The sequence below is a fragment of the Streptomyces sp. JLYT201 genome, from assembly GCF_059448825.1.
This window is the reverse complement of the sequence record NZ_CM182551.1, coordinates 4,209,114-4,227,222: the sequence shown is the minus strand read 5'-3', so window position 1 is coordinate 4,227,222 and position 18,109 is coordinate 4,209,114. Positions and strand designations below refer to the sequence as shown.

Below are 18,109 nucleotides of genomic sequence, written 5' to 3'. Positions count from 1 at the left end.
CCTGATTTATCACGTTCTGCCTCGCCCCCCGGCCTCTCATGAAGACGCTCTCCGCTCATCCTTTGGTTCTAGGGCGCCGGATCTAGGACCGGCGCCCTCCTGTGCTGGGCGCTGTCCCGCTGCCGGGACGTCCCCGCCCTGGTCGGAGTACCTCGTCCGGCACCCCTGACACGATGTCAGTGCGGTGGGTGGATGGTGAATCCCGAACGCCCCGGAATGGGGCCGGACGTTTCCGGAAGGACACCGGAAATACGGAATTAGGAATTCAGATATGTGAGCACGGCAAGCACCCTTCGGTGATCGCCGTCGCTCTGGGAAAGTCCGAGCTTCAAGAAGATATTGCTGACGTGCTTTTCCACGGCCCCGTCGCTGACGACCAGCTGACGCGCGATCGCCGAGTTGGTCCGCCCCTCGGCCATCAGGCCCAGGACCTCCCGCTCGCGCGGGGTGAGCCCCGCGAGGACGTCCTGCTTGCGGCTGCGCCCGAGCAGCTGCGCCACGACCTCCGGGTCGAGCGCGGTCCCGCCCTGTGCCACCCGCACCACCGCGTCCACGAACTCGCGGACCTCCGCGACCCGGTCCTTGAGCAGATAGCCCACGCCCCGGCTCGACCCCGCGAGCAGCTCCGTCGCGTACTGCTCCTCCACGTACTGGGACAGCACGAGCACGCCGAGACCCGGATGGCTCTTGCGCAGCTTCACGGCCGCGCGCACCCCTTCGTCCGTGTGCGTCGGCGGCATCCGCACGTCCGCGACCACGACGTCCGGCAGCTCGTCCTGGGCCGCGAGCTCCGTGATCGTCTTGATCAGCGCGTCCGCGTCCCCCACGCCCGCGACCACGTCGTGTCCGCGGTCGGTCAGCAGCCGGGTCAGCCCCTCCCTGAGCAGCACTGAATCCTCGGCGATGACCACCCGCACCTTGTCCTCCACGATGTTCCGGCCCCCCACAGCCTGTCCCCACCCCATTGACAGACCCCAGCATCCCAGCATCCGGACCCTCATGGGACCGACTCCGGCCACGTCCGAACAGCCGCACGCCCCGAACGGGCAGATCAAGCCCGTCCGGGGCGTGGCTTTCCGGCCGCTCCGGTGTGCGAGGGGGAGGCGCGGGGCGCGGGGGCGCGCCGGTCCGGGGGGCACCGGGGCCCGGGGGAGGCCGAGGCCCGGGGCGCGCCGGTCAGGCCGCCGGGGCGCGCGGGTGGGGCGGGTGCGCCGGTCGGGGCTCGGGGTGCGCGCCGGATGGGGCCCGGGGCCGAGGCTCGGGGCGCGCCGAATGGCGCCCGGGGCCGGGGGCTAGCCCCGCCAGGGGAGCTCCGCCGTCACCAGGGTCGGGCCGCCGACGGGGGACTCCACCACGAGGATCCCGTCCACCGCGTCCAACCGCTCAGCGAGCCCCGCGAGCCCGGACCCCGCTTCCACGTCGGCCCCGCCCCGCCCGTCGTCGGTCACCTGGAGCATCAGCCGGTCCGCCGCCCGCCACACGTCCACGGACGCCCGCGAGGCCCCGCTGTGCTTGCTGATGTTCTGCAGGAGCTCGGAGACCGTGAAGTACGCGATGCCCTCGATCGCCGCGGCGGGCCGCGCGGGCAGGTCGACCTCCACGTCCACCGGCACGGTGCACCGCGCGGCGAGGGAGGACAGGGCCGCGTCGAGCCCCCGGTCGGTGAGCACGGCGGGGTGGATGCCCCGCGCGAGGTCGCGCAGCTCCTGGAGGGCCACCTTCACCTCGCCGTGCGCCTCGTCGACCATCCGGGCCGCCGCCTCCGGGTCCTCCGCGAGCTTCTCCTTGGCCAGGCCGAGGTCCATGGCCAGGGCGACGAGCCGGGCCTGCGCGCCGTCGTGCAGGTCCCGCTCGATGCGCCGCAGGTCCGCCGCCGCGGTGTCCACGACCACACCGCGGTCCGACTCCAGCTCCGCGACGCGCGACACCAGGCGGGAGGGGCCGAGGAGCCCGAAGACCAGGACGCGGTCGACGGTGGTCAGGGCACGGATGATCCAGGGCGTGGCCAGCGTGATCAGCAGACCGGTGAGCGCGGTGAGCCCGATCTCGAAGGGGTTGTCCAGATAGATGTGGTGCGTGGCGTCACCGTAGAGCTGGATGCCGCCCTGGCCCACGTACGCCGGGAAGATCCAGAACCACAGCGGGTACGTGAGCATCGCCCAGCCGTACGTCCAGAGGACCAGCGCCACCACGAAGGCGAAGATCGCCCACGGCATGTGGATGACGGCGTACACCGCGTGCCGCCAGGAGACGCCGCTCTTCAGGACGGCACCCATCCACGCCAGCGGCCCCGAGCCGCGCGGCTGGAGCGGGTGCGGGTCCTTCACGTCGACGCCGAGCAGCGCCCGCGCCCGCGCCCGCTCCAGCGACCCGAAGCCGCGGCAGGCGGTCAGCGCCAGGGCGAGGACGGGGACGCCGATGAACGTGATCAGCAGGCCCACGCCGAGCGTGAGCGTCGTCACCGCGAAGGAGAAGCCGATGACGCTGAGGGGCATCGAGAGCAGCACGTACACGAACTCCCGCAGGGTGCGCCCCTCGAAGGGCGCCCGCAGCCAGACCGGCAGGCGGTGGTGGCGGGCCGTCCGAGCCCCGTCGCCCCTGTCGCCCCCGTGGTCCTCGGCCCAGCGGCCGTCGAGGTCGCTCCTCATGAGGCGTCCGTACCCCTGTCCGTAGTCCGTGGCCATCGCTGCCGTCCGTTTCTCTTCGTCCCGCGCGGTTCCCGGCCCTCCGTGACCGGCGCGGGCTCCCTCTTGTCGTACTCCCAGAGTGCGCTCCGGGGCGTGCGGTGGACCATGGAGCACGTCGGCCTCTTCGGCCGGGGGTTTTCCCTACCCTCCGGGGGGATGTGGGCCCCGTCGGCGGAAGGGCGCGCTCCGGTGCGGTTCCCGCGCCGCGCCCGCCTCACTCCGTCCGGTCACGCCACGGCAGCTCCGCCGTGATCGTCGTCGGGCCGCCCTGCGGCGAGTCGATGATGAACAGGCCGTCGACCGCGCCGAGCCGCTCGGAGAGGCCCGCCATGCCCGTGCCGCCGTCCAGGCTGGCCCCGCCGCGCCCGTCGTCGCGCACCTGGATGAGCAGCCGCTGGTCCGAGCGCCACACCTCGACGCCCGCGGTGCGGGCGCCGCTGTGCTTGGACACGTTCTGCAAGAGCTCGGAGACCGTGAAGTACGCGATGCCCTCGATCGCCGCCGCCGGGCGCGCGGGCAGATCGGCCGTCACCTTCACCGGCACCGTGCACCGGGCGGCCACCGAGGACAGCGCCGCGCTGAGGCCGCGGTCGGTGAGGACCGCGGGGTGGATGCCCCGGGCCAGGTCGCGCAGCTCCTGGAGGGCGAGCTTCACCTCGCCGTGCGCCTCGTCGACCATGGCCGCCGCCGCGTCCGGGTCCTCCAGGAGCTTCTCCTTGGCGAGGCCGAGCCCCATGGCGAGCGCGACGAGCCGGGCCTGCGCGCCGTCGTGCAGGTCCCGCTCGATGCGCCGCAGGTCCGCCGCCGCGGTGTCCACGACCACACCGCGGTCCGACTCCAGCTCCGCGATGCGCCGCTCCAGCTCGTCCGACGGCGAGAGCAGTCCGCGGGCCATCGCCCGGTCGGCGTTGGCGAGCGCCCGCACCACGAACGGCAGCACCGGCCAGAGCAGGAACAGGCCGCACAGCACCAGCGTGAACGTCGCGATGCCCCACGGCAGGCGTATGAACCCGTACAGCACGGCCCGCCAGCCCACCGGGTCCTTCAGCGTCGACCACAGCCAGGCGAGGACCCCGCCGCCGCGCTTCGACTTCAGCGGCATGGGGCTCGGCTCGTCGATGTGCACGCCGAGCAGCGTCCGGGCCCGCGCCCGCTCGAACTTGCCGAAGAGCCGCGCCCCGTACAGCGCGAGCGCGAGCAGCGGCAGACCGATGACCGTGAACGACAGGAATCCGCCGATGAAGCACGCCGTCACCACATACGTGAAACCGACCAGGCCCGCCGGGAGATTCAGCAGGAGGTGCAGGATCTCCTTCCAGGTGTGCGCGTCGTACGCGAACCGGGCAGGCGGCAGTGGCTCCGGTGTGGCCTGCGAAGACGTGGAACGTGGGGTCATATGAGCAAGAGTGCCCGGCGTGTGGCCGCCCGCGCCATGAGGGGGGCCGCCGAACGGGACTCTGGATAACCCCACCAGATCGCCGTGGTGCATCCGGCGGACCGATCCGGCGGATCCGGCCGATGACGGACCCGCGGACGGACGTTCCGTGACGGTCTGCTTACCTCGCCTTTAGCAGGCCCTAGACTCCCGTGCGTACAGATCGTCGAACAGGGCGAGTCACGGAGTGCAGGGAGCGAGGGGCTGACGTGCCAGGGACGACGTACGTCGCGGCGAGCTACTACGAGTCGTACTCCGTCGTCGGACTGCTCGCCGTGGTCGGCGTGCTGTTCGTCGCCGTCGCCTTCGGCGCCGGACGGCTGCTGCGGCCCGTGGTGCCGACCCCCGAGAAGCTCCTCACGTACGAGTGCGGCGTGGACCCGGTCGGCGAGGGCTGGGCGCACACCCAGGTGCGCTACTACGTGTACGCCTTCCTCTACGTGATCTTCGCCGTCGACTCGATCTTCCTCTTCCCGTGGGCGACGGTCTTCGCCGAGTCCGGCTACGGCGCGACGACCCTCGTCGAGATGTTCATCTTCCTCGGCTTCCTCGCCGTGGGACTGCTGTACGCCTACAAGAAGGGCGTCCTCACATGGACGTGAACCAGGAGCCCGCGGGGCCGGCCGAGCCCGTGCTCCTCCCGGAGCCGAAGAAGCTGGGCGTCCTGTCCCGGCTCGCCCCCGAGCCGATGAAGGTGGTCCTGAACTGGGGCCGCCGCTACAGCCTGTGGGTCTTCAACTTCGGGCTCGCCTGCTGCGCCATCGAGTTCATCGCGGCCTCCATGGCCCGCCACGACTTCATCCGGCTCGGCGTCATCCCGTTCGCACCGGGCCCGCGCCAGGCCGACCTGATGGTCGTCTCCGGCACGGTCACGGACAAGATGGCGCCCGCCGTGAAGCGCCTGTACGAGCAGATGCCGGAGCCCAAGTACGTCATCTCCTTCGGCGCCTGCTCCAACTGCGGCGGCCCGTACTGGGACTCGTACTCCGTCACCAAGGGCGTCGACCAGATCATCCCGGTCGACGTGTACGTCCCCGGCTGCCCGCCCCGGCCCGAGGCGCTGCTCCAGGGCATCCTCAAGCTCCAGGAGAAGATCGCCCGGGAGTCCCTCGGCGAGCGGTACGCCGCGAACGGGGCGCGCCCGTCCACGGCCGCGCTGCGCAGCGGCCCGGTGGCTCCGCCGGCGCCCCCGGCCCCTTCCGAGCCCCCGGCGCCCTCCGCGCCCTCCGCGCAGTCCGGGCCCTCCGCGCAGTCCGCGCCCTCGGCGGGGGAGGACGGCAGATGACCGGCTGGCTGTCCGCCCCCGTGGAGGAACTGTTCGGCGCGGAGGCGACCGCCGAGGAGTCGTACGACCTCCTGACCGTGGACGTGCCGTCCGCGTCCTGGCCCGAAGCCCTGCGGACCGCCCGGTCCACCCTCGGCTGCACGTACTTCGACTGGCTCAGCGCCGTCGACGAACCCGGCACCGGCTTCCGCGTGAGCTGCCACGTGGTGGCGCTGTCCCCGGTGCGGCGCCTCCTCGTCCGTACGACGGTTCCGCACGAGGCGCCCGTCCTGCCCTCCGCGGTCGACGTCTACGCGGGCGCTGCCTGGCACGAGCGCGAGACCCACGAGATGTTCGGCGTCCGCTTCGAGGGCCATCCGCACCTGGCCCCGCTCCTGCTTCCGGAGAACTTCGAAGGCCACCCCCTGCGCAAGGACTTCGTGCTCGCGGCCCGCGTGGCCAAGGCGTGGCCCGGCGCGAAGGAACCGGGGGAGTCCGAGCACGGCGGCCCCAAGCGGCGCCAGATGCTCCCGCCCGGCGTCCCCGACCCGAACGAGTGGGGCCCGCTGAAGGGCCAGCTGCCCGCCGCCCCGGCGCGCCCCGCACGCGGCGCGGGCCGTGCCGCGACCGCGGGGGAGCGCCCCGCACGGCGCACGCGGACGGCGAGCGCGGGTTCGGCCAGCCAGAGCCCCGCGCCGGCCGCCGACGCTCCGGCGACCGGCGCCCCGGCCGCCGACCAGGCCCCCGCACCCGCCCGGCCGCCGCGCCGCGCGCGCAGCGTGAGCCAGGGGTCGGCGTCGCAGCGCACGGCTGCGCAGACCCCCGCTCCGGCGGACGCGGCCCAGCCCCCCGAGGCCCCTGCCTCCGAGGCCCCCGCCCCGGCCGCCCAGCCCCCGGACAAGCCGCAGCCCGCGCCGCGCGCCTCCGACGCCCCGTGGCACCACGCCCGCCCGGCCTTCGACACACCGAAGCGGGAACCCGAGCGGAAACCTCGTACGGCCCCGGAGGAGCCTCCGGCCCCGGCAGAGCCCCCGGCACCGGCGGAGCCCCCGGCCCCGGCAGAGACCCGGGCACCGGCAGGGACCACAGAGAACGCAGAGACCACAGAGAACACGGCGAACGAAGAGGACTCCGGGACCACCGGAGGCAACGGGGAAACCGGCAACGCCCGGGAGACAGGGACCGCCCGAGACACAGGGGTCACCCGGGACACCGGGACCGCCCCGGACACCGGCACCGAAGGAGGCACGCAGTGAACGACGCCCTCGACGTCACCCTGCGACTCCTCGTCGTCTTCGTCGCCTTCCTCGCCCTGCCCCTGATCGTCGGCCAGACCGAGCACAAGGTGATGGCCCACATGCAGGGCCGCCTCGGCCCCATGTACGCGGGCGGCTTCCACGGCTGGGCCCAGCTCGTCGCCGACGGCGTGAAGTTCGCGCAGAAGGAAGACGTCGTCCCCGCCGACGCGGACCGCCGCATCTTCCAGCTCGCCCCGGCCGTCGCCCTGCTGCCCTACCTCCTGGTCCTCGTCGCCATCCCCATCGGCCCACAGGAGGGCGCCGTCGGCCAGGTCGTCGACGCGGGCATCTTCTTCGTCCTCGCCGTGATGGGCGTCGGCGTCCTGGGCTCGCTGATGGCGGGCTGGGCCTCGGCCAACAAGTTCTCCCTGCTCGGCGGCCTGCGCACCGCGGCCCAGCTGCTGGCGTACGAACTGCCGATGCTGCTCGCCGCCGCCTCCGTCGCGATGGCCGCGGGCACGGTCTCGCTGCCCGGCATCCTCAACGCCTTCGAGTGGTGGTGGCTGCCCTGGCAGATCGTCGGCGCCGTGGTCTTCTTCGTGGCCGGGCTCGCCGAACTCCAGCGCCCGCCCTTCGACATGCCGGTCGCCGACTCCGAGATCATCTTCGGCGCGTACACCGAGTACACCGGACTGCGCTTCGCGCTGTTCCTCCTCGCCGAGTATGCCGGGATCGTCGTCCTGTGCGGCCTCACCACCGTCCTCTTCCTCGGCGGCTGGCACGGCCCCGGGGGCGCCGACGGCCTCGGCTGGGTGTGGACCCTCCTGAAGACCGGCCTCCTCGCCTTCGTCGTCATCTGGCTGCGCGTCACCTACCCCCGGCTCCGCGAGGACCAGCTCCAGAAGCTCTCCTGGACCCTCCTCGTCCCGCTCGCCCTGGCGCAGATCGCGCTCACCGGAATCGTGAAGGTGGCGATCGACTAATGGCCCGCCCGTCACCCGACCACCGCCCCTCAACGACGCCCTCCGGGCGGCCCCGCATGTCCGTCCCCGGATCCGGCCTGGCCAAGGGCCTCGCCGTCACCCTCCGCACGATGACGCGGAAGTCCGTCACCGAGCAGTACCCCGACGTCCAGCCCGACCTGGCGCCCCGCACCCGCGGCGTCATCGGCCTGTTCGAGGAGAACTGCACGGTCTGCATGCTCTGCGCCCGCGAGTGCCCCGACTGGTGCATCTACATCGACTCCCACAAGGAGACGGTCCCGGCCGCCGCGCCCGGCGGCCGCGAGCGCAGCCGCAACGTCCTCGACCGCTTCGCCATCGACTTCTCCCTCTGCATGTACTGCGGCATCTGCATCGAGGTCTGCCCCTTCGACGCGTTGTTCTGGTCCCCGGAGTTCGAGTACGCCGAGACCGACATCCGCGAGCTCACCCACGAGCGCGACAAGCTCCGCGAGTGGATGTGGACCGTCCCGGCCCCGCCCGCCCTCGACCCCGCCGCCGAGGAACCCAAGGAACTGGCCGCCGCCCGCAAGGCCGCCGACAAGCTCGCCGCCGAGCGGGCCGCCGCCGAACAGCAGGCCACCGAGCCCGAGGGGGACGCGTGAACCTCCACGTCGCCGCCGCGGCCCCGCACGGCTTCCTGTCCCCGACCGGCGTCGAGGTCGCCTTCCTCCTCGTCGGCCTCGTCACCCTCGGCGCCGCGATCGTCACCGTCACCACCAAACAGCTCGTGCACGCCGCGCTCTGGCTGGTCGTGGCGCTCGGCGGGCTCGCCGTCGAGTACCTGCTCCTGAGCGCCGAGTTCATCGCCTGGGTGCAGGTCCTCATCTACGTCGGTTCCGTCGTGGTCCTCCTCCTCTTCGGCCTGATGCTCACCAGGGCCCCCATCGGCCGCTCCCCGGACGCCGACTCCGGCAACCGCTGGGTCGCGCTCGCCGTGGCCCTCGCCGCCGCCACCGCCCTGGTGTGGGTCGTCGTGGACGCGTTCCGCACGCAGTGGATCGACCTGGACGGCGCCCCGCAGGGCTCCACCGAGGTGACCGGCGCCTTCCTCTTCCGGAACTGGGTGCTGCCCTTCGAGGCGCTGTCCGTGCTGCTCCTCGCCGCGCTCGTCGGCGCGATCGTGCTGTCCCGCAAGTCCAAGGAGGACCCCGGCGGCAAGCCCCCGAGGGGCCCGAAGAGCCGGAGCGGCCCGCAGCCCCCGAAGGGCGCGACGGCCCAGCAGGAGAGGACCCGCTGATGCACCTCGCCTATCCCGCCGTCCTCGCCGTCCTCCTCTTCTGCGTCGGCCTGTACGGCGTGCTCGCCCGCCGCAACGCGATCCTGGTCCTGATGTCCGTCGAGCTCATGCTCAACGCCGTCAACCTCAACCTCGTCGCCTTCGACGTCTGGCTGCGCGACACGCTCCACTCCGGCCAGGCCCTGACGCTCTTCACCATCGCCATCGCCGCCGCCGAGATCGGCATCGGCCTCGCGATCGTCCTGGCCGTCTACCGCAACCGGGGCACCTCCGCCGTCGACGACCTCCGCGACACCGCCGAACACCCCGACGGCGACGACGACGGCGACGACCCGGACGGCGCCGCCCTCGACGAGCCCGGGCCCGCCCCCGACGAGGCGGCCCAGCAGTCCCAGACGTCTCAGCAGTCGCAGAAGGCCGAGGCCACCGCGTGACCACGACCACCCTCGCCGTCCTCGTCCCCCTCCTGCCGTTCCTCGGCGCCGCCGCGGGCCTGCTGCTCGGCCGCACCGTCCCCGGCCTGGTGCGGCCCCTCGCGGTGCTGCCCACCCTGACGTCGCTGGTCCTCGCCGCCGTCGTGGCCGCCCGCCAGGGCGGCGACTCCGCCGTGGACGCGGCCACCCAGCTCACGCCCACCGGCTCGGTGCCGATCGACCTCGCCCTGCACATCGACGGCTTCGCCGCGCTCGTCGCCGTCCTCGTCGGCGTCGTCGCCTCCTGCGTGCAGATCTACTCGACGGGCTATCTGCGCGACGACCCGCGCTACCCCTCGTACGCCGCCCTCGTGTCGCTGTTCACCTCCGCGATGCTGCTCGTCGTCTACTCCGGCGACCTGATGGTGCTCCTGGTCGGCTGGGAGGTCATGGGCATCTGCTCGTACTTCCTCGTCGGCCACTACTGGGAGACCCCCGAGGCCCGCGCCGCCTCCCTGAAGGCCTTCCTGGTCACCAAGCTCGGTGACGTCCCCTTCCTGATCGGCCTGTTCGCGCTCGCCGTCGACGCCGGCTCGTTCCGGATCACCACCGTCCTCGCGACGGTCGCGGACGGCGGCCTCGACCACCCGACGCTGATCGCCCTGCTGCTGCTCGCGGGCGTGGCGGGCAAGTCCGCGCAGTTCCCGCTGCACACCTGGCTGCCCGACGCGATGGCGGGCCCGACCCCCGTCTCCGCGCTGATCCACGCCGCGACGATGGTCGCCGCCGGTGTCTACTTCGTCGCCCGGCTCCTTCCCGTCTTCGCCGCCTCCTCGGCTGCCCTGGTCGTCCTCGCCGTCATGGCCGCCGTCACCATGGCCGGTTCCGCCCTGGCCGCGCTCGCCCAGGACGACATCAAGCGCGTCCTCGCGTACTCGACGATCGGTCAGCTCGGCTACATGACCGGCGCGCTCGCCGTCGGCGACCGAGGTGCCGCCGTCTTCCACCTCCTGTCCCACGGCGCCTTCAAGGCGCTCCTCTTCCTCGCCGCCGGCGTGGTCATCCACGCGGCGGGCACCAACTCCCTGGCCGCGATGTCCCGCATGCGGAACCTGCGCGCCCGCGTCCCCGACGCCTACTGGACGATGACCGTGGCGCTCCTCGCGCTCGCCTCGATCCCGCCGTTCAGCGGTTTCTTCTCCAAGGAGGCGGTGCTCGGCGCGGCCGAGCACGCGGCCACCGGGCACGCCGACGCCGTCCCCGGAGCGGCGGGCTGGATCGTCCTCGTCGCAGGCCTGCTCAGCGCCCTCCTCACCGCCGCCTACGCCGCCCGCCTGTGGCTGCTCGCCTTCAACGGGCAGGGAGCGGAAGCCCCCGACCACGGCCGTCAGCCCGTCACGATGACCGCCGTGCTCTGGGTGCTCGCCGTCCCCTCACTCGCCTTCGGCCTCGCCGTCGGCACCCTGCCGGACTGGTTCGACGGCCACGCGCTCGCCCCGAAGCTCACCACCTCCGTCCTCGGCACCGGCCTCGCCCTGGTCGGCGCCCTCGTCACCTACGGCGCCTGGCGGCACACCACGGCCCTCGCGGCCCGCGTGCCGATCGGCGCCGTCGCCGTCCACCCCGAGGCCGACGGGGGCGAGGTCGAGGCGGAGGCCATCGCCACCCACGCCCCCGCGTACGGCGACGTCGCGAGCGCCCCCGACCCGGCGGACCCCGGCCGTCTGCTGCTCGGCCCGCTGCACCGCCACGCCGCCGTCGGCTTCCACCTGGACGCCGTCTACGCCGCCCTGTTCGTCCGTCCCGTGCGGGCGGGCGCCCGCCTCGTCCGCTTCCTCGACCGCGAGGTCATCGACACGTACGTCCGCGGTGCGGGCGCCGCCCCCCGCCTGCTCGGCGCGGCCGTCCGGCGCGCGCAGACGGGCAACGTGCAGACCTATCTGAGCGCGCTGCTCGCGGGCACCGTCGTCCTGGCGGTCGCCGCCGTCCTCGTCGCCACCGCCGGAGCGTGAGCAGCAGTGATCGGTATCAGTGAGTCCGTGATGCAGTTCCTTCTCGCGTTGATCGTGGTCGGTCCGCTCGTCGGCGCCGTGGCCGCCCTCCTCCCGGCGCCGCCCGGGCTGAAGGGGAAGTCGCCCGACCAGGCCGTGCTGCGCCACGGCGTGACCGTGACCGGCGCGGTCCTGCTCGCCGCGATCGTCCTCGCCCTCGGCTTCGACCACGACCACCCGTCGAAGATGCAGGCCACGACCGACATCAGCTGGATCCCCGCGCTCGACGTGCGCATCCACCTCGGCATCGACGGCATCTCCCTCCCCCTTCTGGTCCTGACCGCGCTGCTGACCTTCCTCTGCGCTCTGTACAGCTACTTCAAGCAGCAGCATCAGCAGCCGACGCCGCGGGCCGAGGACCCGTCACCCAAGGCGTTCGTGGCGCTGGTGCTCGTGCTCGAGTCCGGCACCCTCGCGACCTTCGCCGTCCTCGACCTGCTGCTGTTCTTCCTCGCGTTCGAGATGGTCCTCATCCCGATGTACTTCCTCATCGCCCGCTGGGGCGGGGCCCAACGCGCTCAGGCCGCCTGGAAGTTCATCCTGTACACGCTGCTCGGCTCCGTCGTGATGCTGCTCGGCCTCCTCCTCATCGGTCTCAGGTCCGGCACGTTCGACATGGTGGCACTCGCCACTGACAATCACCCCGGGCTCACCAAGTCCGTGCAGGTCATCGCCGTTCTGGCGATCGGGATCGGGCTCGCGGTCAAGACGCCGATGTGGCCGCTGCACAGCTGGCTGCCGGACGCCCACACCGCCGCCCCGACCGTCGGCTCGGTCCTGCTGGCCGGTGTCCTGCTGAAGATGGGTACGTACGGGTTCGTCCGGATCCTGCTGCCGATCGCGCCGGACGGCATGCGGACCTTCGCGCCCTACCTCGCCGTGTTCGCCGTCGTCGGGATCATCTACGGCTCGCTCGCCTGCCTCGCGCTCGCGCGGCCCGGCGCGAAGGGCGACCTCAAGCGCCTCATCGCGTACTCGTCCGTCGGCCACATGGGCTTCGTGCTGCTCGGCATCTCCACGATGAGCCCGACCGGCGTGAACGGCGCCCTGTTCGCGAACATCGCCCACGGCCTGATCACCGGCCTGCTGTTCTTCCTCGTCGGCGCCCTCAAGGACCGCACCGGCACCAGCGACCTCGACGCCCTCACCCGCCCGTCGCCCGACCACCGCCCCTCAGCGAGCGGCTCCGCCGCGCCGGATCCCTTCCCGTCCGGCGCCGCCCTCTACGGCAAGGCCCCGCGCCTCGGCGGCCTGCTCGCCTTCGGGGCCGTCGCCTCGCTCGGGCTGCCGGGCCTCGCCGGGTTCTGGGGCGAGATGCTCGCGCTGTTCGGCGCGTTCAAGCCCGCCGACGGCCTCAGCCGCCCGGCGTACCTCACGTTCATGGCGGTCGCCGCCTTCGGCACCCTCCTGACGGCCGCGTACATGCTCATCGTCGTCCGCCGCGTGTGCATGGGCCCGGCCGCCGGAGCGGACGCGCCCCGGCTCGCCGACGTCCACGCCTACGAGTTCGCCGCCTGGACCCCGCTCGTCGCCCTCACCGTCCTCGCCGGTCTCTGGCCCGCGGCCCTCCTCGGCCTCACCGACCCGGCCGTGCAGCAGCTCCTCGCGGGAGGAAAGTCGTGACCGTGGCCCCCACCGACAGCGCCTTCGTCGAGAGCGCGGCCGGCGTCGTCCAGAGCGTCGACTGGCCCGCGATCCTGCCGCCCACCATCACGGCCGTCGTCGCGCTCGCCGTGCTCGTGATCGACCTCTTCGTAGGGGAGCACCGCAAGGCGCTCCTCGGCTGGATCTCCCTCGCGGGCCTGGCCGCCGCCGCGCTCTCCATGCTGCCGATCGCCGACTCCCACCACCGCGACACCTTCTGCGTGGTCGGCACGGGCGGCACCGTGTGCAGCTACACGGTCGACGAGTTCACCCTCGCCATCCAGCTCCTCGTCCTCGGCGGGGCACTGCTCGCCGGTCTGCTGTCCCTGAGCACCCTCAAGGACGCGCGGGCCGCCAAGAGGGAGCTCCCCGAAGGGGAGTTCTGGTTCCTGCTCCTGTCGTCGGTCGCGGGCGCCGTCCTGCTGCCCGCCTCCCGCGACCTGGCCACGCTCGTCGTCGCCCTCGAAGTCGCCTCCCTGCCCGCCTTCGCCCTGGTCGGCCTCAAGCGCGGGGACAAGCGGTCCTCCGAGGCCGCCCTGAAGTTCTTCCTCTCCTCGGTGGTCGCCACCGCGGTGACCCTCCTGGGCGTCAGCTTCGTGTACGCGGCCACGGGCACCCTCTACCTCACCGAGCTGGACGAGGAGCTCGGGCAGGTCGACGGGCAGCTGGAGACGCTCGCCCAGGCCGGTGTCGTGCTGACCCTCGTCGGATTCGCCTTCAAGGTGGCGGCCGTCCCGTTCCACTTCTGGGTACCCGACGCCTACGTAGGCGCGCCCCTGCCCGTCGCCGCGTACCTCTCGGTCGTCGGCAAGGCGGTCGGCTTCACCGGGCTCATCCTCGTCACCGTCGTCGGCTTCCGGTCGTACGACGACGTGTGGGGCCCGGCCATCGCCGCACTGGCCGCGCTCACCATGACGGCGGGCAACGTCGCCGCCCTCAGACAGCAGGCCACGCGCGCGTACAGCGCGGTCCGGCTGCTCGCCTGGTCGTCGGTCGCCCAGGCGGGCTACCTCCTGGTCCCCATCGCGTCGGCCGGATTCGACAACGGGCGCGGCGAGGACGCCCCCACGGACGCCGTCGGCGCCACCGTCGCCTACGCCCTGATGTACGCCGTCGTGAACCTGGGGGCCTTCGCCGTCGCCGCGCTCGTCGGCCGCACCCGGCGCAAGAACCGGGTCAGCGACTACCGGGGCCTGTACGCCAAGAGCCCGCTGTCCGCCCTCACCCTGGCCTTCTTCCTGCTCTGCCTCGCGGGCCTGCCCCCCGGCATCATCGGCCTCTTCGCGAAGGTCACCGTCTTCTCGGCGGCCGTCGACGCGGGCCTCGGCTGGCTCGCCGTGATCATGGCCGTCAACGTGGTGATCGCCCTGTACTACTACCTCCAGTGGACGGCGCTGCTGTTCCGCGCCCCCGAGGGCGAGCCCGCCAGGCACCGCGTCCCCGCCCCGCTCACCGCGGCCATCGCCGCGACCGCGGTGCTCGGAATCGCCCTCTCCGGAGCGCCCCAGCTCGTCCTGAGGTTCACCGGGACCAGCCCGTTCTGACGCCTTCCTGAAGCCGCTCCGCCCCGAAGACGACCGCGTCACCCGGGCGGCCCACAGCGGCTCCGGCGCGCACAAGGGAACTAGCTCCTCCCGCCTGGCGTTGACCAGGAAGGGAGGGTCCACTGAACAGTGGAAGACCAGCAAGCAGAGGGTTCCCCCGCGCACCACCAGGAGGGCGTACCGTGCACCGCCGAACCAACGGGCTGAAAACCGCCGTACTCCTCGGGGGACTGTCGGCACTCATCCTCGTCATCGGCAGTTTCTTCGGGCGTACGGGCCTGATCGTCGCGCTCTTCGTAGCCATCGGGACGAACGCGTACGCGTACTGGAACAGCGACAAGCTGGCCCTGCGCGCCATGCGCGCCCGCCCGGTCAGCGAATTCGAGGCCCCCGAGCTGTACCGCATGGTGCGCGAGCTCTCCACCCAGGCCCGCCAGCCCATGCCCCGGCTGTACATCTCGCCCACCGAGGCGCCGAACGCCTTCGCGACGGGCCGCAATCCGCGCAACGCCGCCGTCTGCTGCACGGAGGGCATCCTGCGCATCCTCGACCAGCGCGAGCTGCGCGGCGTCATCGGCCACGAGCTGAGCCATGTCTACAACCGGGACATCCTGATCTCCTCGGTCGCCGGCGCCCTCGCCTCGGTCATCATGTTTCTGGTCAATTTCGCCTGGCTGATTCCCGTCGGCCGGTCGAACGACAACGAGGGCCCCGGCATCTTCGGCATGCTCCTGATCATGCTGCTCGGCCCGCTGGCGGCCTCCATCATCCAGCTCGCCATCAGCCGCTCCAGGGAGTACGAGGCCGACGCGTCCGGCGCTCAGCTCACCGGCGACCCCCTGGCCCTCGCGAGCGCTTTGCGTAAACTCGACGCCGGTACGAAGCAGTTGCCGCTCCCTCCCGAGCCGCGGCTGGAAACGGCGAGTCACATGATGATCGCGAACCCGTTCCGGCCGGGCCAGGGTATGTCGAAGATGTTCTCCACCCACCCGCCGATGGCGGAGCGCATCGCCCGGCTCGAAAAGATGGCAGGTCGCCCGCGATGAAAGTAATCCTGAACCTCATCTGGCTCGTCCTGTGCGGCCTGTGGATGTGCTTCGCCTACCTGGTCGCCGGCGTGGTCCTGTGCATCACGATCATCGGCATCCCGCTCGGCCTCGCCGCCTTCCGCATCGGCCTCTTCGCCCTGTGGCCCTTCGGCCGCAAGGCCGTCGAGCGGTCCGACGCGGGCGCCCCGTCCCTGATCGGCAACGTGGTGTGGCTGATCCTCGCGGGCTGGTGGCTGACCATCGGCCACATCATCACCGGCGTCCTGCTGTGCCTCACGATCATCGGCATCCCGCTGGGCCTCGCCAACTTCAAGATGATCCCGATCTCCCTGATGCCCCTGGGCCGCGAAATCGTGCCTACGGACGAGCCGTTCGGCGCGGCGTCGGTACGCCCGGCACCCGCCGGACACCCGCAGAACCAGGGGTGGTGACCCGCTTCGGCGAGGACCGCTTCGAAGAGGCGTAGTTCCGGCCGAGGGCTCGCGAGGACGGGGCAGCGCCCCGGCGGTGAAGGCGCCCAGGCCCGGCGGCGAAGGCGCGCCCGGGCCCAGGCCCTGCGGTACCTTCCCGAGCGCGGCGCACCGGCAGCCCCCAGCGCGGCGCACCCTGGCAGCAGGGGCTCACTCACGGACGAGGCCGCGCCCCCATGGCCGAGGGAAGCGCCCCACAGCCGGGGGACCGGCTGCGACCACCAACCGGGGGCCGTCCGCCCCGGCCGAGGACCGCCTGGCCCCCCGCCGGGAGAGGATCGCCTGCCCCCGCCGGGAACTGACGCCCCGCCGGACCTGCCCCCGGCGCCACGTCAGCCCCGCCCCCCGATCCGCCGCCGCACCCCGTAGGCCACGGCCCCCACCGCCACCACCCCCGCACCCGCCACCACCGAAACCCCCGGCAGCGCGAACGCCAGCACCACACACCCCGTGGCGCCCACCACCGGCCCCACGCGCGCGAGGGGCGCCCGACTCAACGTCCACGCCGACGCGTTGGCGATCGCGTAGTACACGAGCACCCCGAACGACGAGAAGCCCACCGCGCCGCGCACGTCCGCCGTCGCGGCCAGCAGGGCCACCACCGCGCCCACGGCGAGCTCCGCCCGGTGCGGCACCTGGAAGCGCGGGTGCACGGCGGCGAGCGCCCCCGGCAGATGGCGGTCGCGCGCCATGGCCAGCGTCGTCCGCGACACGCCCAGGATCAGCGCCAGCAACGACCCGAGCGCCGCCACGGCCGCCCCCACCCGCACCACAGGCACCAGGCCCGGCGCCCCCGCGGCCCGTACGGCGTCCGTCAGCGGAGCCGAAGCCTCCGCGAGCCCGCCCGTCCCCAGCACGGCGAGCACCGCCACGGCCACGCACGCGTACACCGCGAGCGCGATGCCGAGGGCCAGCGGAACCGCGCGCGGAATCGTGCGCGCCGGATCGCGTACCTCCTCGCCCAGCGTCGCCACGCGCGCGTACCCGGCGAAGGCGAAGAACAGCAGCCCCGCCCCCTCCAGGACCCCGCCGAAGCCGCTGCCGGAGAGCCCCACGTCCACGCGGCCCGCCTCGGCCTCCGCGGAGCCCAGACAGACCGCGACGACGAGTACGAGAACCGCGAGCACCCCGGCCACGATCACCCGGGTCAGCCACAGCGACTTCCGCACGCCCAGGTAGTTCACAGCCGTCAGGGCCACCACGGCGGCCACTGCGACGGCGTGCGCCTGCCCGGGCCACGCGTACGCCCCCACCGTCAGCGCCATGGCCGCGCAGGAGGCCGTCTTGCCGACGACGAACGCCCAGCCCGCCAGATAGCCCCAGAACTCCCCGAGCCGCTCCCGCCCGTACACGTACGTCCCGCCGGACTCGGGGTAGCGCGCCGCGAGCCGGGCCGAGGCCACGGCATTGCAGTACGCGACCACGGCGGCGACCGCGAGCGCGATCAGCAGCCCCGACCCGGCCGCGTCGGCCGCGGGCCCGAGGATCGCGAAGATCCCGGCCCCCACCATCGCGCCGAGCCCGATCACCACGGCGTCGCGGACCCCGAGGGTCCGCCGCAGCTCACCGGCCTCGCCAGGCCCCCGCCGTCCCGTCCGCCCTGTCATGGGCCCGCACCCTAGCGACCCGAGGGAACCGCCACCGCCCCTGGTGACGTCCCACAGGACAACAACGCACGAAAAGGCACGAAAGGTCAGGTCACCGCATGGGTGTCATCAGCTGGATCATTCTGGGCCTCCTCGCCGGTGCCACCGCCAAGATCCTGCTCCCGGGCCGCGACCCGGGCGGCTTCGTCGGCACAACGGTGATCGGCATCGCGGGCGCCTTCGTGGGCGGCTGGATCTCCGCGCGCTTCCTCGACCGGCCCATAGCCGAGCACTTCTTCGACGGCGCGACCTGGACGGCGGCCATCGGCGGCTCGCTCGTCCTGCTCATCGCCTACCGCATCCTCTTCGGCCACTCCCGGCGCTGACTCCGCCGGACGGCCACGGACGTCCCCACGAGGCTCCTACGCGTTCCCCACACAGACCGCAGCCAGCAGCAAGGGCGGGCACCCGATCCGGGTGCCCGCCC

At 72.8% G+C, this 18,109-nt stretch carries 17 protein-coding genes; 13 read left to right on the top strand and 4 right to left on the bottom strand.

Going from position 1 to position 18,109, the window contains the following annotated elements:
• Positions 1 to 257: 257 nt before the first annotated feature.
• From AC5WAM_RS17170 to AC5WAM_RS17160, 3 genes are all read right to left on the bottom strand, one after another.
• Entirely contained in the window at positions 258 to 965 is a 708-nt protein-coding gene (locus tag AC5WAM_RS17170; protein ID WP_216677688.1) for a response regulator transcription factor, read from the bottom strand.
• Between the two features lie 327 nt (positions 966 to 1,292).
• Positions 1,293 to 2,684 (bottom strand): sensor histidine kinase, encoded by a 1,392-nt coding sequence (locus AC5WAM_RS17165; protein WP_495523064.1) that lies wholly within the window; start codon positions 2,682 to 2,684, stop codon positions 1,293 to 1,295.
• 217 nt (positions 2,685 to 2,901) lie between these two features.
• Complete coding sequence (locus AC5WAM_RS17160; protein WP_366789111.1) at positions 2,902 to 4,083, bottom strand: sensor histidine kinase; 1,182 nt, start codon at positions 4,081 to 4,083, stop codon at positions 2,902 to 2,904.
• A 248-nt stretch (positions 4,084 to 4,331) separates the two neighbouring features.
• On the opposite strand from AC5WAM_RS17160, the gene AC5WAM_RS17155 reads away from it, so the two are divergent.
• The 12 genes from AC5WAM_RS17155 to AC5WAM_RS17100 all read left to right on the top strand — a co-directional run bounded on the left by AC5WAM_RS17155 (position 4,332) and on the right by AC5WAM_RS17100 (position 15,997).
• A complete protein-coding gene (locus tag AC5WAM_RS17155; RefSeq protein ID WP_030684951.1) occupies positions 4,332 to 4,724 on the top strand; it encodes an NADH-quinone oxidoreductase subunit A in 393 nt (130 codons plus the stop codon).
• On the top strand, positions 4,715 to 5,407 hold the full coding sequence (locus tag AC5WAM_RS17150; protein ID WP_495523063.1) for an NADH-quinone oxidoreductase subunit B: 693 nt from the start codon (positions 4,715 to 4,717) through the stop codon (positions 5,405 to 5,407). Before AC5WAM_RS17155 ends, AC5WAM_RS17150 begins: the two co-directional genes overlap by 10 nt.
• Positions 5,404 to 6,642: an NADH-quinone oxidoreductase subunit C gene (locus AC5WAM_RS17145; RefSeq protein WP_495523062.1), complete on the top strand. Its 1,239-nt coding sequence runs from the start codon at positions 5,404 to 5,406 to the stop codon at positions 6,640 to 6,642. The genes AC5WAM_RS17150 and AC5WAM_RS17145 overlap by 4 nt, the downstream gene beginning before the upstream one ends.
• Positions 6,639 to 7,607: a complex I subunit 1/NuoH family protein gene (locus AC5WAM_RS17140; RefSeq protein ID WP_495523061.1), complete on the top strand. Its 969-nt coding sequence runs from the start codon at positions 6,639 to 6,641 to the stop codon at positions 7,605 to 7,607. Before AC5WAM_RS17145 ends, AC5WAM_RS17140 begins: the two co-directional genes overlap by 4 nt.
• Positions 7,608 to 7,663: 56 nt before the next feature.
• Positions 7,664 to 8,230, top strand: coding sequence for a NuoI/complex I 23 kDa subunit family protein (locus AC5WAM_RS17135; protein ID WP_366789115.1), 567 nt, complete (start codon positions 7,664 to 7,666; stop codon positions 8,228 to 8,230).
• On the top strand, positions 8,227 to 8,865 hold the full coding sequence (locus tag AC5WAM_RS17130; protein WP_495523060.1) for an NADH-quinone oxidoreductase subunit J family protein: 639 nt from the start codon (positions 8,227 to 8,229) through the stop codon (positions 8,863 to 8,865). The genes AC5WAM_RS17135 and AC5WAM_RS17130 overlap by 4 nt, the downstream gene beginning before the upstream one ends.
• Positions 8,865 to 9,299 carry an NADH-quinone oxidoreductase subunit NuoK gene (gene nuoK, locus AC5WAM_RS17125; RefSeq protein WP_366789117.1) on the top strand — a complete coding sequence of 145 codons (435 nt, stop codon included), beginning with the start codon at positions 8,865 to 8,867 and terminating at the stop codon, positions 9,297 to 9,299. The genes AC5WAM_RS17130 and nuoK overlap by 1 nt, the downstream gene beginning before the upstream one ends.
• Positions 9,296 to 11,290 (top strand): NADH-quinone oxidoreductase subunit 5 family protein, encoded by a 1,995-nt coding sequence (locus AC5WAM_RS17120; protein ID WP_495523059.1) that lies wholly within the window; start codon positions 9,296 to 9,298, stop codon positions 11,288 to 11,290. Before nuoK ends, AC5WAM_RS17120 begins: the two co-directional genes overlap by 4 nt.
• 6 nt (positions 11,291 to 11,296) lie before the next feature.
• Positions 11,297 to 12,952 carry an NADH-quinone oxidoreductase subunit M gene (locus AC5WAM_RS17115; RefSeq protein ID WP_495523058.1) on the top strand — a complete coding sequence of 552 codons (1,656 nt, stop codon included), beginning with the start codon at positions 11,297 to 11,299 and terminating at the stop codon, positions 12,950 to 12,952.
• Positions 12,949 to 14,517 carry an NADH-quinone oxidoreductase subunit N gene (locus AC5WAM_RS17110; protein WP_495523057.1) on the top strand — a complete coding sequence of 523 codons (1,569 nt, stop codon included), beginning with the start codon at positions 12,949 to 12,951 and terminating at the stop codon, positions 14,515 to 14,517. Before AC5WAM_RS17115 ends, AC5WAM_RS17110 begins: the two co-directional genes overlap by 4 nt.
• Before the next feature lie 182 nt (positions 14,518 to 14,699).
• Positions 14,700 to 15,563 (top strand): zinc metalloprotease HtpX, encoded by an 864-nt coding sequence (gene htpX, locus AC5WAM_RS17105; protein WP_366789120.1) that lies wholly within the window; start codon positions 14,700 to 14,702, stop codon positions 15,561 to 15,563.
• Positions 15,560 to 15,997, top strand: a complete 438-nt coding sequence (locus AC5WAM_RS17100) for a YccF domain-containing protein (protein WP_138961289.1) — start codon at positions 15,560 to 15,562, stop codon at positions 15,995 to 15,997. The genes htpX and AC5WAM_RS17100 overlap by 4 nt, the downstream gene beginning before the upstream one ends.
• Before the next feature lie 371 nt (positions 15,998 to 16,368).
• On the opposite strand, the gene AC5WAM_RS17095 is transcribed toward AC5WAM_RS17100, so the two are convergent.
• On the bottom strand, positions 16,369 to 17,643 hold the full coding sequence (locus AC5WAM_RS17095; RefSeq protein ID WP_495523056.1) for an APC family permease: 1,275 nt from the start codon (positions 17,641 to 17,643) through the stop codon (positions 16,369 to 16,371).
• A 98-nt stretch (positions 17,644 to 17,741) separates the two neighbouring features.
• On the opposite strand from AC5WAM_RS17095, the gene AC5WAM_RS17090 reads away from it, so the two are divergent.
• A complete protein-coding gene (locus tag AC5WAM_RS17090) occupies positions 17,742 to 18,008 on the top strand; it encodes a GlsB/YeaQ/YmgE family stress response membrane protein (RefSeq protein ID WP_242721098.1) in 267 nt (88 codons plus the stop codon).
• Positions 18,009 to 18,109 lie beyond the last annotated feature (101 nt).